Annotated in this window: 11 protein-coding genes; 3 read left to right on the forward strand and 8 right to left on the reverse strand. The window is 62.8% G+C overall.

The window, feature by feature from the left end; translation table 11 throughout:
* Positions 1–67: 67 nt before the first annotated feature.
* From JQS30_RS11345 to dnaG, 3 genes are all read right to left on the reverse strand, one after another.
* On the reverse strand, positions 68–910 hold the full coding sequence (locus JQS30_RS11345; protein WP_213170381.1) for an ABC transporter permease: 843 nt from the start codon (positions 908–910) through the stop codon (positions 68–70).
* Positions 911–1,864: an ABC transporter ATP-binding protein gene (locus tag JQS30_RS11350; protein WP_213170382.1), complete on the reverse strand. Its 954-nt coding sequence runs from the start codon at positions 1,862–1,864 to the stop codon at positions 911–913. It abuts the gene before it with no gap.
* A 228-nt stretch (positions 1,865–2,092) separates the two neighbouring features.
* Positions 2,093–3,976, reverse strand: a complete 1,884-nt coding sequence (gene dnaG, locus JQS30_RS11355) for a DNA primase (protein WP_213170383.1) — start codon at positions 3,974–3,976, stop codon at positions 2,093–2,095.
* A gap of 426 nt (positions 3,977–4,402) precedes the next feature.
* Here dnaG and JQS30_RS11360 point away from each other — a divergent pair, with 426 nt between their 5' ends.
* Positions 4,403–6,889, forward strand: a complete 2,487-nt coding sequence (locus JQS30_RS11360) for a hypothetical protein (RefSeq protein WP_213170384.1) — start codon at positions 4,403–4,405, stop codon at positions 6,887–6,889.
* Between the two features lie 171 nt (positions 6,890–7,060).
* Positions 7,061–8,215: a tRNA dihydrouridine synthase DusB gene (dusB, locus tag JQS30_RS11365; protein WP_213173061.1), complete on the forward strand. Its 1,155-nt coding sequence runs from the start codon at positions 7,061–7,063 to the stop codon at positions 8,213–8,215.
* Here dusB and JQS30_RS11370 read toward each other — a convergent pair.
* Complete coding sequence (locus tag JQS30_RS11370; RefSeq protein ID WP_213170385.1) at positions 8,212–9,042, reverse strand: hypothetical protein; 831 nt, start codon at positions 9,040–9,042, stop codon at positions 8,212–8,214. The genes dusB and JQS30_RS11370 overlap by 4 nt on opposite strands.
* A gap of 155 nt (positions 9,043–9,197) precedes the next feature.
* Positions 9,198–10,733 (reverse strand): alpha/beta fold hydrolase, encoded by a 1,536-nt coding sequence (locus JQS30_RS11375; protein WP_213170386.1) that lies wholly within the window; start codon positions 10,731–10,733, stop codon positions 9,198–9,200.
* Positions 10,734–11,290: 557 nt separating this feature from the next.
* Here JQS30_RS11375 and JQS30_RS11380 point away from each other — a divergent pair.
* Positions 11,291–12,607, forward strand: coding sequence for a DUF2254 family protein (locus tag JQS30_RS11380; protein ID WP_213170387.1), 1,317 nt, complete (start codon positions 11,291–11,293; stop codon positions 12,605–12,607).
* Between the two features lie 82 nt (positions 12,608–12,689).
* Here JQS30_RS11380 and sigJ read toward each other — a convergent pair whose 3' ends face one another.
* From sigJ to JQS30_RS11395, 3 genes are all read right to left on the reverse strand, one after another.
* Positions 12,690–13,547, reverse strand: a complete 858-nt coding sequence (gene sigJ / locus JQS30_RS11385) for an RNA polymerase sigma factor SigJ (protein ID WP_213170388.1) — start codon at positions 13,545–13,547, stop codon at positions 12,690–12,692.
* A 58-nt stretch (positions 13,548–13,605) separates the two neighbouring features.
* Positions 13,606–14,049: a carboxymuconolactone decarboxylase family protein gene (locus JQS30_RS11390; protein ID WP_213170389.1), complete on the reverse strand. Its 444-nt coding sequence runs from the start codon at positions 14,047–14,049 to the stop codon at positions 13,606–13,608.
* 132 nt (positions 14,050–14,181) lie between these two features.
* Positions 14,182–15,033, reverse strand: a complete 852-nt coding sequence (locus JQS30_RS11395; protein WP_213170390.1) for an alpha/beta hydrolase family protein — start codon at positions 15,031–15,033, stop codon at positions 14,182–14,184.
* Positions 15,034–15,076 lie beyond the last annotated feature (43 nt).

Genomic DNA, 15,076 nt, shown 5'->3' on the forward strand with positions numbered 1-15,076 from the left:
AGACGACAACTCCGGGCCAAACGCCGAAGCGGGAGCGAGACAACAACAATGACGCATGTTCACTCCCCTAGTCGCTGAGTCGCTTGTAGATGATGTGACGGGCCGCGAACCAGCCCGCCGTGGCCAAGGCCACCAGGTAGACCACATTCGTCCACATGGGCCACGAGGTTTCCACCCCGGCGGTGAAGTAACGCGCGATCTCGACCCCATGCCACATCGGCGAGGCGTAGACCAACGGCAGGAGGAAACTCGGCATGACGCTGGCGGGGAAGAACACTCCAGAGAACAGGGTGATCGGCACGAGAATGACCCGCTGCACGATGACGAGGTTCTGGTCTCTCTTGATCCAGCTGGCCAGAAAAAACACCCAGGGAGCGATGGAGGCGGCCACTCCAATGGCCGCCAAGATCGCCATCGGCGCCATCCACGGGTTGGCAAATACTCCGAAGATCAGCATCACGGAGGTGAAGAGCAAGCAGCCAAACGGCACCCGAAAAGCCAGCACGTACAGCATGTGGCCGTTGAGGATGTCCACCGGACGAGCCGGGGAGGCATGTTGGGATAGATAGTGGCCGCCCCAATCCTTGTACCCGCCAAAGACCGGGAACGTGAGGTCGGAGTTCATCATCATGAGCACCATGGCGCACAGAGTGCCCGGGAGCACGAACTGAAGATAGGACACTCCGCCCGGCAACAGGCCATCGTCCACATACGCGCCGACGGCGACGCCGAAGGTCACTAGGTACAGCATCGGCATCAACGTCGCGGAAAACAGCGTGCCGTGCCAGGTCTTTCGATACAAGGTCAGGTGATAGCGGGCCAGCCGGTAGGCCGCCGCCAGCGCGTTGGGAGGAGGGCCGCCGCGAACGGCCGTGCCTTCGCCGGTGGGCTGTTGGTCGAGGATGGTCATCTACGCCTCCGCCAGGGTACGGCCGGTGAGACGTAGGTAGACGTCTTCGAGCGTGGCGCGGCGTTCGTAGGCGCTGGAGGGTTCAAGTCCTCGGTCGCGTACTTCGGCGACGGTGCCGCTGGCGTGGTTGGTGTAGATGAGGATGCGGTCGGGAAGTGCCTCGATCTGCCCGTCAAGGTCGGCGAGTTTTTCGGCCAGGTCGGCCAGCTCGGTGGTGTGCGCGCCGTTGAAGCGTAGTTCGACGACTTCTTTGGTCACGTGTTCGGTGATGAGCTCCGAGGGTGAACCCTGAGCGATGATCTTTCCGTTGTCCATGACCACGAGCCGGTCACACAGTTGTTCTGCCTCGTCCATGTAATGAGTGGTGAGGAGAATGGACACGCCGCGTTGTTTGAGTTGGAAGAGTCGCTCCCACACCATGTGGCGGGCCTGCGGGTCCAGCCCAGTGGTGGGTTCGTCGAGAATGATCATTTCGGGGTCGTTGACCAGGCCACGGGCGATGGCGAGGCGGCGTTTCATGCCGCCGGAGAGCTCATCGACCTTGTCTTTGGAGCGGTCGGAGAGCTTGACGAAGGTGAGCAGCTCGCTGGCCTTGCGTTTGGCGAGCTTGCCCGAAATGCCGAAGTAGCGGGCGTAGATTTCGAGGTTCTCATGCACGGTCAGCATGGAGTCGAGGGTGTCTTGCTGGGGAACAACCCCAAGGCGGGATCGGATGGCGACACCGTCGTGTTGGGGGTCGAGGCCCAGAACCGTCAGCTGCCCGGAGGTGGGGATCGACACGCAGCCGATCATACGCATAGTCGTGGATTTGCCAGCCCCATTGGAGCCGAGGAAGCCGAAGGCCTCACCAGCGGCGATGTCGAGATCTATGCCCCTGACAGCCGCTTTGTCGCCATATCGCTTTTCAAGATCACGGGCGTAGACGAGTGTCTCGGGAGTTGATTCAGCAGGCATAGTTGTGAGGTTATGCGATTAGTGTGACAACGTGCCACTGATTTGCGAGCTGGGTTCATACCTTCGATCATCGTTGACCGTCGCCGCGCTGGAAGCCGTGACGAGGGTCTCCCTTTCTGGACCGGATCAGGCCTCGGGATGGGCAGGCGGTCCTAGCGCCCGCTAGTGACTCATCACGTTGGAGGCGGCCTCCGGCCGCACCCGGTCTTGATTGTTCATGTCGGGCCGCTACTGCGTGGAGGTCAAGCCGGGCGCGCCCGATGCCTGATCTTTCAGTGAGCGGCAGTGCTGTTCCATCGTCACCAGCGCCCCGAACAACCTCATGTACTCCTCCTTGTCGGAAGAGGGGTTGACACGTTGCAGCTTCGACTTCAATTGCCGCAGCTCTTCTTCGACCACCGGCAGTTGTAGACGCGCCAAAAGCGGGCGGATATAGGCGATGTCAGGCTCGCCGTTGACGTTGAGCGACTCCACGGCTAGCTCGGCGACTAGCGCCTGCGCGGCTAGGTCCGGGCATTTGTCGGCCACGGCCGCCATCCAGTTCGCGCCGCCTTCGGTGCTGGCGGTGCCCCCGGCCGCTTCGATGGCTTCGCGGATGAGGCGTAGCTGTTGGTCGGTATATGGGGTGGCGTCGACCGCGTCAAAGTAGGTGCCCGCCACAACTGGGTATTGCAAGGCGACTTTGATGGCCTCCCGCTGGGCCTGGTATTGCTGGGAGTTAACGTCCTTACCGGTGATCACGCGCTCGGGCGGGGTGGCTCCCCCCTGCCCTCGCCCTCGGGATGCCTCTTTGACAGCGGCCCGCAACGGCGCCAGGTCCACACCGATGAGGGCGGCGACCCGTCGCGCATAGCCTTGCAAGAGCGCCCGGTCCTTGATGGCGGCCAGCATCGGGGCCACGGCGCGAGTGGCGGCGACTTGACCCTCGACGGTATCGAGATCGTGCTTGGCGATTTCGGAACGCATCGCGAAGTCGATCAGCGGCTCCCGCCCGGCGACCAGGTCCCGTACTGCCGCGTCTCCGCGCTGTTGACGCAGGTCGCATGGGTCCATGTTGTCGGGGGTGATGGCCACGTAGGTCTGGGAGGCGAATTTCTGTTCGTCGCCGAAGGCTTTGCGCGCGGCTCGTTGTCCGGCCTCGTCTCCATCGAATGTGAAGATGATTTCACCGGAAAAGGCGTCGGAGTCGAACAAGAAGCGTCGGAGCACCGAAATATGGTCGGAGCCGAAAGCGGTTCCACAGGTCGCGACCGCCACTGGTACGCCTGCCAGGTGGCAGGCCATCACGTCGGTGTAACCCTCCACAATGACCACTCGCCCTTGCTTGGCGATTTCACGCCGGGCCAAGTCGATGCCGTAGAGCACCTGAGATTTCTTGTATAGGGGGGTCTCAGGCGTATTGAGGTACTTGGGGCCTTGATCATCCTCGAACAGCTTGCGCGCCCCGAAGCCAATCACCGAACCAGAGGTGTCCCGAATTGGCCACATGAGACGGCGCCGAAAACGGTCGATCAGGGAACCGGACCGGGAGGGTTTCGACAACCCGGCCACGGTCAGCTCCTCCGCCGAGAAACCCTTGCGGTGCAGGTGATTGGTCAGCGCGTCCCAAGAGTCGGGGGCGTAACCACAGCCAAACGTCGCCGCCGCGTCTTTGTCAAAAGCCCGCTCAAGCAAGAACGCGCGAGCCACCTGCCCCTCTGGGCTGTGCAACGCCTCGGCGTAGAACTCCGAAGCGGCGGTATGCGCTTCCACCAGCCGTTGTCGTTGGCCGGGTTTGGTACGTCCGACTGAGCTTCGACCTGCGGAGTCCTCATAGGTGAGCTGAATTCCCGCCCGCGCGCCCAGCCTTTCGACAGCTTCGACAAACGTGAGCCCATCGGCTTCCATGACAAAGGCGAAGACGTCTCCACCTACCCCACAACCAAAGCAGTGGTACATCCCGCGCGAGGGAGTGACGTTAAAGCTAGGGGAACGTTCCTCATGAAAGGGACACAGGCCCTTCAGATTGCCGCCGCCAGCGTTACGCAAGGTCACGCGCTCACCGATGACTTCGGCGATATCGACACGGGCGCGCACCAATTGAATGTCGGCGTCCCGAATGCGACCTGCCATGTCACCTCCGCCAATTCATAGTTGCTCGATCCCCTTGTGCGCCGCTGCGTCTTCGTCGCCTCGCAGTGGTTGTGCGCCATGTTTTCTCAACACCGAGTCGTTGTGACCCAGTGTCGGTTTGCGGTGGTTTCCCACAGCCATGCCACCCTGTGAGATGCGACATCGTTTCTGCCCCATTGTTTCCGGTCTTAGCGACCCACAACGGCCCCGACCACAATCCGAACAACGGTGGTCACCATTGTCACCGAGTCGCCACCAGAAGTATTCACACCTCACGTGACCTCGCAATTGACGATGCCGCAAGGTCTTTCGCACCGCTGCCGCAGCAGGTGGAGGCCACCAGATCAGCCTATAGCATTAGCCTCGGCCACTATGTACGCAACGGTGGTCGCCTGAGGGACCGAGCATCCGCTAAAGTCGAATATCATGCCGGACCAATCGCCCGAGCAACCGCAGCAACCGCCGACCTGGCCCCCCAGTGAGTCCACGGCGGAACCGACGCGACCCCCGAAGGTCACTGCCAAAGGCGTCAGCCACATGCAGTGGGAACCTTCGGAGGACGACGGATCCAACGAGCTGCCGCACCCGCATCACAGACCGCAATCGCCGCAGCCCCCTGCCGCGCCTGCGGCCTCTGGCGCCCATGACCCACACGATCCATGGGGCGCGCCTCCCGCCACACCAGCTGGCCAGTCACCTCCGCCAGCACTGGAGACGCGGCAACCGCCTTCGCAACCGCGCGGATACTTCGACGACGGCCCCGCCCCGCACCACGACCCGATGGCTGGCCAGGGCCACGTCGTCGGGCAGCACGACGCCTGGTCTGCGCAGCCAGAGGGGCCATCCGGCGCACACCAGCCTTACGGAAACGCCACTCAGGAAGCTTTCGACCAGCTCTCCGGCCCCGCACACCCTCCCAGCAGCCAGCCGCTGGACTCCACCCAGGAATGGCACCCGGGTCCACCTTCGGGCGAGCATCCACGCCTTCCCCACCAAAGCGGCCCACACGACCACGGCCACGAAGCACACGCCAGCGGGCAACGCGCAGGCGCGGCATTTGCCGATCAACTACGCGAGCAACCAAGCGAGCCCCAGAGCGCGCCCGCTCAAGAGGCGCCTAGCGTGCCCGCGCAGTCCACCCCAGCAGACCACGGCGAAGCTCCGGCGACGATCCAAGTCGAGCCGGAGAAAAAACCCGCCCATCCGCCCACCCATGGGCGGCGGGTGCGCTACACGATCTACGGAGTCGGCGGGCTGATCACCGTGGCGCTCATCATCGCGATCGTGTGGATGCTAGGCGCGCCACCACCGGGCTCTTCCTCCAGCGGCGAGGAGCCCGAAACGGCTCCCGAAACCGACACCACGGCCCTAGTCGACAGCGAGGGACAGATCAATTGGGACCTCTACGAGAGCCTTTCGGCCTCGGCTGGTTCAGCCGAGTGGATGGAATGGCGGCATGGGGAGCCACCTGCGGGAACCGCCGCTGAGGACGAGCAGGCCCAGGTGTTCGAGCCCGAAACCTCAACCGTCGATGCCAACGGGCTGGAACGCCTCTACCAGTACGGTGAGGCCGCCGACGTGACAAACTGGCGCAACGTGCAAGGCCAATTGGCCTTCGTCACCGACAACGACGCCCTGTCTGGAATCGACCATATTACGAGCGTTGAGGTGGCATCCGACCTAGTGGGTTTTACCCCGCGTCCGGGAGGGCGCTGGTCAGACGAGGGCTCGCCTGAACTAGAGCTGGAACAGGGATCGACCGCAGACTGCCTCGCTGAGGTCGAACGTGACCTGGGCAAGCCGGTTGATATGGCGCGCGCCACCGGCATGGAGATGAACGCCCACGCGGTGACGGTCTTCTCCACCGGAATACTCGCCACAACAGGCATCAGCGGCGCGCAGGGTGGCACCTGCCTAGCCCTGCCCGAGGGATATGTGCCCACCGCCGTCGCCCTCACCTCGAACAATGAGTTTTCCTTGGTGACGGCCTGGAATGCCACCGAACGACACGCCATCTTGGCTGTGATCGCGATGGGCGACCAGGCCGGTTCCTACCAGTCTTCGTGGCCCGAGCCCTACCCGGGACTGCCCAATCCTGGCCACTTCGGTTCCGCCCAGCTGCTGGGCGTCGTTGAGCTGCCTGTCTCTGCGCCAACCTCGCTATCGGCCTATTCCAACGCCTCGGCATCCGTGTGGACCAACCGCGCCGGCCAGGTCGGCGGCCCAACCGCCGAGCAAGTCGACACCATCGCCTCGGCTGGTTATGCCCTCGTTGGCTCGTTGGAGGAAAAGCGGACAGTCGTGGTCGACCTGGCACCGCTATTGGCCTATGTCTCGGACAGCTATTTTTCCGGCACTGGCGACATTGACCCCTTCGAGGCCGATCAGGCTCCCCAGATTGCCTCGGAACTGGAGTTCTCCGGCCTGGTCACGGACGTGAACGCACGGGAAGGCGAGGCGGCAGTGTCCACTCGCGACGGCACCGTACACCTGGTGGACACGACGGACCTGCGCTCCCTGGCCACATTGGGCTCAGTTGAGGTCGGCGCTAACCCGACCTGCCTAGAGTGGGGCGCGCACAGTGAGGCACTGCTGGTCACCTCGCGCGCGGACGCGACCATCCAGTGGGTGGGCGACGGCGAGATCACCCGCCAGCTGCGCGATGAGCGACTACATGACCCGATCTGCGCCTCAGAGAACGCACGCACCGACGTGCTGGACTATGCCGGCAGTGCCCCCTCGGTGCTTGTGGCCGACTTCGAAGGTCAAGCACTACACTCCTACCGGTTCGCGACCGCACGATTCGCCAGTGGCGCGGAAATCCAGCTGGAGGGCGACTTCGAATACGGTGGGGCCTACTCCCCCGACGGGAAACCCTTTGCCGTTTCGGTCGCCCTCGACCTAGACGACTGAAGCCGCGCCCACATCAGGTTCACTCCCTGGTCGCCACCGTGACTGGCATGTCATCCTCATAGTGTGACTGTGACCGAATCTTCCTTGGTGGGGCCGGAGCTCTACGGCACTGAGGCCGCCCGTAGTGCCCAAGGCTTCGCGTTGCCCCAGATCCCGGTGATACTCGCGCCAATGGCGGGCATCACCAACATCGCCTTTCGCAAACTGTGCCGCGAACACGGCGCAGGGCTGTACGTCTGCGAGATGATCACCACGGCGGCACTGCTGGAGCGCAACCCGAAGACGATGCGCATGGTCGCGTTCGACTCCAGCGAGAAGCCCCGCAGCCTCCAGCTATATGGGGTCGACCCGATCAATATGCGCCGGGCCGTGCAAATGGTGGTCGATGAGAACCTAGCCGACCACATCGACTTGAACTTCGGCTGTTCGGTCCCGAAGGTCACACGCAAAGGAGGCGGATCGGCCATTCCGTGGAAGCGCGGCCTGTTTCGCCAGATCGTCTCCGAGGCAGTCAAGGCCGCCGCGCCAGCGGGGGTGCCCGTCACAGTGAAGATGCGCAAAGGCATCGACGAGGACCACCTCACCTATCTCGAAGCCGGACGCATTGCCCAAGACTGTGGTGTTGCTTGGGTCGCACTACACGCGCGTACCGGGGCCGACCGCTATTCGGGCGTCGCCGACTGGGAGGCGATCGCCCGGCTCAAGGAAAGCCTCGACGTCCCCGTCCTGGGCAACGGCGACATATGGGAGGCCAACGACGCCATCCGGATGGTCGAACAGACCGGCTGTGACGGGGTCGTGGTGGGACGCGGATGTCTAGGGCGACCCTGGCTCTTCGGAGACCTCGAAAGGGCATTCGCCCGTCGTAACGCGGGCTCCACCGAACCCACCGAACCGCTTCTGCCCTCGCTAGGCGAAGTCGCGGCCGTCATGGCCCGCCACGCGCGTCTACTGGTGGAGTGGATCGACTCGGGCGCCAATCCCGAGGCCACCCCCGGTAAAGTGTCGCGTCCGGAATATCGACGCAACATCAGCGCCGAGGAACACGGCTGCAAAGACTTCCGTAAGCACGTGTCGTGGTACTTGAAAGGATTCCCCGTCGGAGGGGACCTGCGCCGGTCACTGGCGATGGTCTCCAGCCTCAGCGAACTCGACGATCTGCTCGGACAGCTCGACTCTGAGACACCTTTTCCACGGCAAACCCTCGGTTTGCCGCGCGGACGCACGAACACTCCCGGCAAAGTAATCCTGCCCGAAGGCTGGCTGGACGACCGCGACGACGTGACCGTGCCCGATGGCGCCGAGTTGGATACTTCCGGCGGCTAGGTGCCCACCGGAATTTCGGCCAATTCGATCATGTTCACTGACGTCATCGTCGGCTCGTATTTGACTAGCGAGAGCGACTCGATGATCTGTACGCCGTATGAGGTTTCACGTCGGCGGGCTACATAGTCGGCCAGTTCAGCGTTCACGGCGTGTGGAGCCTGGAAAACTACCAAAGCGGCGTGCGCCATGTCGCGAATCCGGGCCTCGTCGATCCCTCGCACCCCGAGCGAGCCCGTGGACTGCTGGTCGATATGGAGGCGTTCGCGCAGCTCCATCAGAGACCGGCTCGGGTAGCCACACGCGAAAACGCCATTGAGGCTACCGCCCAGACCCCGATAGTCGATCGCGAGCGGCCCCAGGTCGGCCACGAGGTCCACTAGCTGGCGGCACACTTGGTCGACATAGTGACGCACCTGCACCTCGGGGACGAAATCTTGGAATCCTTCCAAGCTGCGAACGGTGGTGTGCAGTTGGTTAGGGCTAAACATCAGATGCGCGGAGCTCAAGGCCGCGTTGATGCCCATCAGCTCATCGGTCAGATTGGCTAGGACGTCACCTCCCACCCGTGCCACAACGCTGATGCCCCACCGATGGTCGCCGTGTTGGGGCACCGGAACGGTGTTATAGGTGCCCTTTCGCAGTGCCTGATCACAGTCAGCCCACAGGCTGTCGTACAAGTCCTCCAGGTGAGCTTTGAGATGGTTGTCGAGATACGCGCCCAAGGGGGAGCCACTGTTGGACTCGCTCGCGGGCACAGCCGGTGCCTGCGAGTCACCATTTCCACGCAAGGAGGATAGAGGAACGTGGCCAGGAGCGTCATTGGTCATGAGCCCATTGTCCCATGCAGGCGTACAACGACTATGGCCCCAATGACTCATCGTCGCCAGTGAACCAGTTTGCTCCCTTAGCTTGCCGGGTTCTCCAATGACCGTGGCTGGCGCCCCGAGGTTCACGAATGGATTCCCCCGGGGCAGCAGTTCGCCTAGCGGCCGAAGGGCCCCGGGACCTCAGGTCGGTCGGTGGAACTGAGGTGGCCGTTCGCATCCGCGTCGGCGTAGTCCCGCCGCTGGCAGCTCAGGCCATCCTTAGGAACCACCAGCTCCAGAAAGTAGGCGTCAATCGCCTCGTCGATGCAGGAATAGCCGTGGCCATAGATCGTATGGCCGAAGCCCTCATAGGTCACCAGGGCCGCGCCCGACTGTTCGGCGGCGGATTGGGTCCACTCGTAGACGGTCGCATAGTCGTGCACCGTCCCGATCATGACGATGTCGAGCTCAGGGTCAATATCCAATGGTTCCTGTGGATTCGTCGCCTCGCCGTCGTAACCCAGGCAGTTGAGCGCGTGGGTGTTGTAGGGCGTCCACTGCATATTCGGGAATTCCTCGGCTAGCTGGTCGGCATAACCGGACCATTGGTCGAAGTCAGTGACCGGGTAGTCCCAGTCCAGGCACCAGATCGCCTGGAGCGGGTAGTTGACTATCTCTTGGGCCTGCAGGAGCGCGGCGGCCGGGCTATGTCCTGCACGCAAGTCGGCCAGCAGCTGGCCTAGCTCCTCCCACCCTCCGGGGTTGTTCGCATAGTTAAAGGTGATGCCGTTGAGCTCTTCGAAGCTCAACGGGCCCCGGACCGGGTCGACCAAGTCGCCCTCCCGAGCCGCATCACGTAGCTGGCCATACAGTGACTCAATGTCATCGCCGTGGATAGCGCAAGTGGGCTCGGTGTCGCACCAGGCTACGAAGGCGTTGAAGTTGCGCTCGGCGGCCCGAGTTTCGGTCTCCAAGAATTCCCAGGTCGTACTAAGACTGTGGTCCATGTTCCCGTCGAGCACTAGGGTGCGGACATGGTCGGGATACACCTGCGCGTATTGCTGCCCCATCAGGGAGCCATAGGAATAGCCCAGAAAGTTAAGCTGTTTGTCGCCCAGGGAGGCCCGGATCGCGTCGAGGTCTTCGACCGTCGCCAGGTTGTCGACATGGTCGAATAGCTCACCGGTAAGCGCGCGGCAGGTTCCCACCAGCTGCTCTTGGCCGGTCAGAAGGTGTTGGAAGTCCTCTTCGTTGGAGGGCCAGCGGTATTCCAGGACCCGGTCGATGTCCTCACGATCGCAGTTGATGGTCGCGCTGTCTGCGATGCCGCGCGGATCGAATCCGACCACGTCGAATTTCTCAAGGACCGCCTCGCTCACCCAATGATGGCCTTTGACCGCACCGACTCCCGAACCACCCGGTCCACCCGGGTTCATGACGATTGTTCCAACTCTGGCCTCGGGGTTGGTCGCCTGACGGCGAGCCAAGGCGATCTCAATGGTGTCCCCACCAGGGTCAGCCCAGTTCAGCGGTACGTGGATCGAACCACAATCGACGCGGGGAGCATCTTCGCATTCCTGCCATTGGATTGTGGAGGGTTGATATTGGTCGACGGAGTCGGCTGGGTCAGCGTGTGCCGTCTTCATCAGGAGCGCCGAGGCTCCCACCAACGCGGCCGCCGACACGGCCAAGAGAGGGGATGTTCGTTTCACTATTCGTCTCTCATCCTTGAGGGGTCATGGATGTGACTGGGGAAGGTCGCAGCCAATTCTATTGATCCCAGGCGCCCGCGCGCAGGAGACAATTCCCTGAACAGAGTGTCCACATAGTGCACGAATAGCTACCGGTCGTTATCTTCCCTTGTGAAGAAGGCCCTTGCCCGCCCATGTCGTCAGAGAAACCGGCGAGGTCCACTGAAAAATGCGCATTGACGACGAAGTGGATGGTGACCGAATCACCGCTAGGCCACGTGTTAGCGCATCTTGAAGTAGTGATGACCAGTGGCTTCTACGGCCGCGAATGAATAGCGCAGGCGCGATATCGCCTTCCCCTGCCCTTCGCGCAGACTCACAGTGGCAGCAACTGAGCAAAGGTCGCGATCGGCGCCGAGACCCGGACAATTTCGCATGCGCGCGGTAACGTCACAGCCAGACCAAAGAGAAGGGACCGAAGACGCACCACAGTCGTTAACGACAAGGGAGCACAGTATGAGCCGAAACCCCACCGCGCCAAGTTCCAATACCCGCTTGGGTCAGGGGTGAACAGCACCATGCCTTCATTGAGATCCTCACAGCACAGTTCTACTGCTGCGGCTCCGCGCAAGGACCGGTCTCTCTTTGGGCTCATGGCATACGCGGGCGTGGCTGGTACCGCCGTGGGAGTGGCGATTCTGGCCGCGGACGCGCTCATAGCAAACTTCCTCACCGTTGAAGTGAGCAATGTCGAGTCTGCACGCACCCTTATCGGTTCCATCCTCGGAGGAATCATCACCGTAGCGGTGTTCAGCCTGTGGATGCGGACCGTGGTCGTCGGCCTGGTGTCCGACCAGTTCTCCCCGCGCACCATGGCGGCCTTCCTCAGCGACCGATTTCAACACCGTCTGCTGTCGGTGATGGCCGGTGCGATCGTGATCGAAGCCGTTTTGCTGCTGGGGCTGTCCGAAAACCCCGAAGACCCCGCTCCCCCACTGGCGACGCTAGCGGCCATCGCTGTCGCGCTGCTGGCAGTCGGGGGCGTTCTGTTGGCGATTCGCCGGGCCATCAAGGCTTTGACGTTGCCCGAGGTCGTGCGAGAGCTAACTGAGAAGGTCATCGAAGTGCTCGACTCGCAAGAGCGTAGCGATACCCAGGTGGAATGGCAGCCACCGCACGAGCACGGGCAAACCGTCTACGCGGCTTCCACCGGCTGGGTTCGACGGGTCGACACAGACGCATTGATGGAGGCGATGCCGCCGGGCTGTGTGGTTCATCTGCATACCAGGACCGGGGACTTCGTGACCCATCGCCGGGCCATCGCGACGGTATCGCTAGGACGTGAGAGCGACCGCTGTGAGCTGGAGGCCATCGCCAATGCGATCCATATCGGACGCACTCGCGACGCGTCGATCGATTTGGCGCTGGCGCTGGGGCAGCTGGTGGACGTGTCGAGCCATGCTCTCAATGGCGGCAAGGACTCCGCGACGGCTCACGAGGCGCTGGTACACGTCGGGGCGGCGCTGGAGGAAATCACCGCCGCCCGCCTGCGTCCGGTCCATCGGGCCGACGATGAGGGACGCCGACTGTTCGACGACAAGGCTTGGCTCGCCCACGATCATGTGCGATTGTTCGCCCGCCGCATGCGCGGCGCGGCCGCCATCGAGCCACTCGCGGCCCGCAACATGTTGCAGTTGTTCTGGCACTTGCGCAAGACCGCCCAAGAGGTCGCAGATGCCCAGGTGATCGCGGAGGTCGATCACCAGGTGCGGGTCCTACTCAATCTTGCCGAGCATCACGGCATGGCTGAGCACGAACTAGAACAACTACGCGAGACCGTCGAGGAGAGCTTCACCGATCAGGCCGCCCAGGCACCTCCGCCCACGCGGGAATGATGTCCTGGCCACTGCGCGGACATGAGAAGCGTGGCCGGGCCACACGGTGGATATCGAGAGCCTATATGCGCATACGGCCGACTCACACCCCAGCGATAGTGGTCAGTTTGTCCGGGTTGGAGACCACAAATGCCCCACTGATACGTCCATCATGAACAGCGAAGCTGATCGCCTGGGTGAAATCGGCCAGGCGCATGATCGCTCCGGGCGCGCCATTGAGCTCGACGAACGTCGTCGTCATCCCATCGCGTAGTCCATAGACTCCAGCGAAAAAGCGGCTAGTTTTGTCGGCACCGACGATGGGATTGCGGGCGGCCTTCGTAGCTCCACCGCTATCAGTCCAGGCCACGACTTCCTCGTGCAGAAGCGCGCGTAGCGCCGGAACATCGCCTTGGCACGCGGCGGCCAGGAAGCTCGCCAGTAGCGCAGCGTGTTCGGCTCGACTGGGCGAGAAGTGTCGCTGATCCTCGTCCAGACGTGCCGAGGCCCGTCGAAAGAGCTGCCGGCAGTGTCCTTCGGAGCGCTGGACCGTTTCGGCTATCTGGACGTAGGGAAGCTCAAAGGCTTGCCGCAGTACGTATACGGCCCGCTCCACTGGGTCGAGACGCTCCATAATGTGCAGCGTTGCGATTGCCACCGAGTCGCGTCGCTCGGCCGTCTCAGCCGGGTCTAGTAGCTGCGCTGGCGTTGAGGTGAGCACAGGCTCGGGCAGCCACTGACCCACGTAGGTCTCGTGGCTACCCCGGGCCCGAAGCCGGTCGATGGCGGCACGGGTGACAATGCGCGACAGGTAACGTCGCGGCTGCCGAATCTCTTCGTGGCTGACGCTACGCCACTTCAGGTAGGCGTCTTGCAACACGTCCTCAGCATCGGCGACGCTGCCCAGCAGCCGGTAGGCCAGACCAAACAGCATGGGGCGATGTTCTCCGAGCGGATCCATGCCCAGGACGTTACCGGCTCGGTCCCCTATGCGCGCCATCGAACTCAGCTCCCCTTTCTCACACCGTCTGGGGCGGGGCCTTCCGGGTGGGTACGGCGATTCGGTTCCACACGTTAATGGTGCAGATGGCCAGGAGCAGGTCGGCCAGCTCCTTTTCGGAGAACGCCGCAGTGGCTTGTGACCAAACCTGGTCGGTCACGCCTTCTCGGCCGAGGGTGGTGACTTCGTCGGTCAGGGCCAATGCCGCCCGCTCCCGCTGCGAAAAGAACGGGGATTCACGCCAGGCCGCGACAGTGAACAACCGGCGCGAGTCTTCCCCGGCCGCTAGTGCGTCACGGCTGTGCATGTCCACGCAGTATGCGCATTCGTTAATGATCGAGGCGCGGAGCTTCACTAGTTCCAGTAGCGAGTGCTCCACGGCCTCACGGACATACATCTCCAGGTTGAGTACAGCCTTGTAGCCGTCGGGAGCGGCCTGCGAGATGTCCATACGTTCGCTCATCGTGTTTCGTCCTTACGGTTTGTCGTGGTGTTTCATTCCTACGACGGAGTGAACGACCGCAAACGTGACAGCATCGGCTGTGAAAGGCGACACAATGGGGAGCTTGGTGCTCGCCCGGCCCTGAAGCCTGCCTTAGCTGGGGCAGGTATCGCGGTATTCGACGATGCCCTCACCAGGCTGCGGCGGCGGACACAGCCGGTTCGCATAAGTGGAGTCCTCGTCCAAGAACAGCGTGAACCAGGCCACGACCTGTTCGGTGACGATCCGCGAGGGAGAGTTAGCCACAAAGTGATCGCCGTACAGGTTGAGATAGGCCTTCTGCTGGGAGTTATCGATGGCTTCGTAGAGCGGTTCGGCGTGCTCTTCGTTTGTCGTAACCTGGTCGTACTCACCGCCGATGATCAAGGTGGCGGCGGTCAGCGCCGACCAGTCACGATCGGCGCCGTAGTAGGGAGTGAGGGCGACGACCGCGTCGATGTCGCCCTCGGCGGCGGCTACGAGGGCACCACCTCCGCCCATCGAATGCCCCAATACTCCCCGGCTGTGCGGGTCGGCGATGGCTGAGGCCGCGCTGTCCTCGATGACGTATTCCAGCGCCTCGAGTATCTGCGCACCACGTGCGTCTGGCTGATCGTTCGTCGCCAGCGTGTCCATTGTGAGAAGAATGAACCCGTGCGAGGCCAGCAAGTCCCCGTACCACGAGACCATGTTCTCTCGCGCGCCAAGTCCAGGAGCGGCAACGATCACCGCATAGGTTTCGCTGTTGTCATCCGGGTAGTACAAAGTTCCTCCGCCGAAGCGACCCGCGACGTTCTCTGCCTCCACCGGGTCGGTCATCACCTCGTAGGGGCCTTCTTCGACCTGAGAGTCAAGTTCAAGCGGTTGCTCGTTCCGGTCCTGGCTGCCGCATCCGGCCGCCACCAGCGGGACTGTCGCCACTGCCGTGAGCCACGTGCGGGAGGTTCGGGTCAAAGTTCGTACCATGCGATGCGCTCCCTCGTTTCGTTGTGGCATTCGACCCTATCAA

This window comes from Natronoglycomyces albus, assembly GCF_016925535.1.
GTDB classification, from domain to species: Bacteria; Actinomycetota; Actinomycetes; order Mycobacteriales; family Micromonosporaceae; genus Natronoglycomyces; species Natronoglycomyces albus.

What these genes read in the sequence shown, in the direction of transcription:
- JQS30_RS11345 (WP_213170381.1), bottom strand. Translation starts at nt 910, where the DNA reads ATGACCATCCTCGACCAACAGCCCACCGGCGAAGGCACGGCCGTTCGC.
- JQS30_RS11350 (WP_213170382.1), bottom strand. Translation starts at nt 1,864, where the DNA reads ATGCCTGCTGAATCAACTCCCGAGACACTCGTCTACGCCCGTGATCTT.
- dnaG (WP_213170383.1), bottom strand. Translation starts at nt 3,976, where the DNA reads ATGGCAGGTCGCATTCGGGACGCCGACATTCAATTGGTGCGCGCCCGT.
- JQS30_RS11360 (WP_213170384.1), top strand. Translation starts at nt 4,403, where the DNA reads ATGCCGGACCAATCGCCCGAGCAACCGCAGCAACCGCCGACCTGGCCC.
- dusB (WP_213173061.1), top strand. Translation starts at nt 7,061, where the DNA reads ATGGCGGGCATCACCAACATCGCCTTTCGCAAACTGTGCCGCGAACAC.
- JQS30_RS11370 (WP_213170385.1), bottom strand. Translation starts at nt 9,042, where the DNA reads ATGACCAATGACGCTCCTGGCCACGTTCCTCTATCCTCCTTGCGTGGA.
- JQS30_RS11380 (WP_213170387.1), top strand. Translation starts at nt 11,291, where the DNA reads ATGCCTTCATTGAGATCCTCACAGCACAGTTCTACTGCTGCGGCTCCG.
- sigJ (WP_213170388.1), bottom strand. Translation starts at nt 13,547, where the DNA reads ATGGATCCGCTCGGAGAACATCGCCCCATGCTGTTTGGTCTGGCCTAC.
- JQS30_RS11390 (WP_213170389.1), bottom strand. Translation starts at nt 14,049, where the DNA reads ATGAGCGAACGTATGGACATCTCGCAGGCCGCTCCCGACGGCTACAAG.
- JQS30_RS11395 (WP_213170390.1), bottom strand. Translation starts at nt 15,033, where the DNA reads ATGGTACGAACTTTGACCCGAACCTCCCGCACGTGGCTCACGGCAGTG.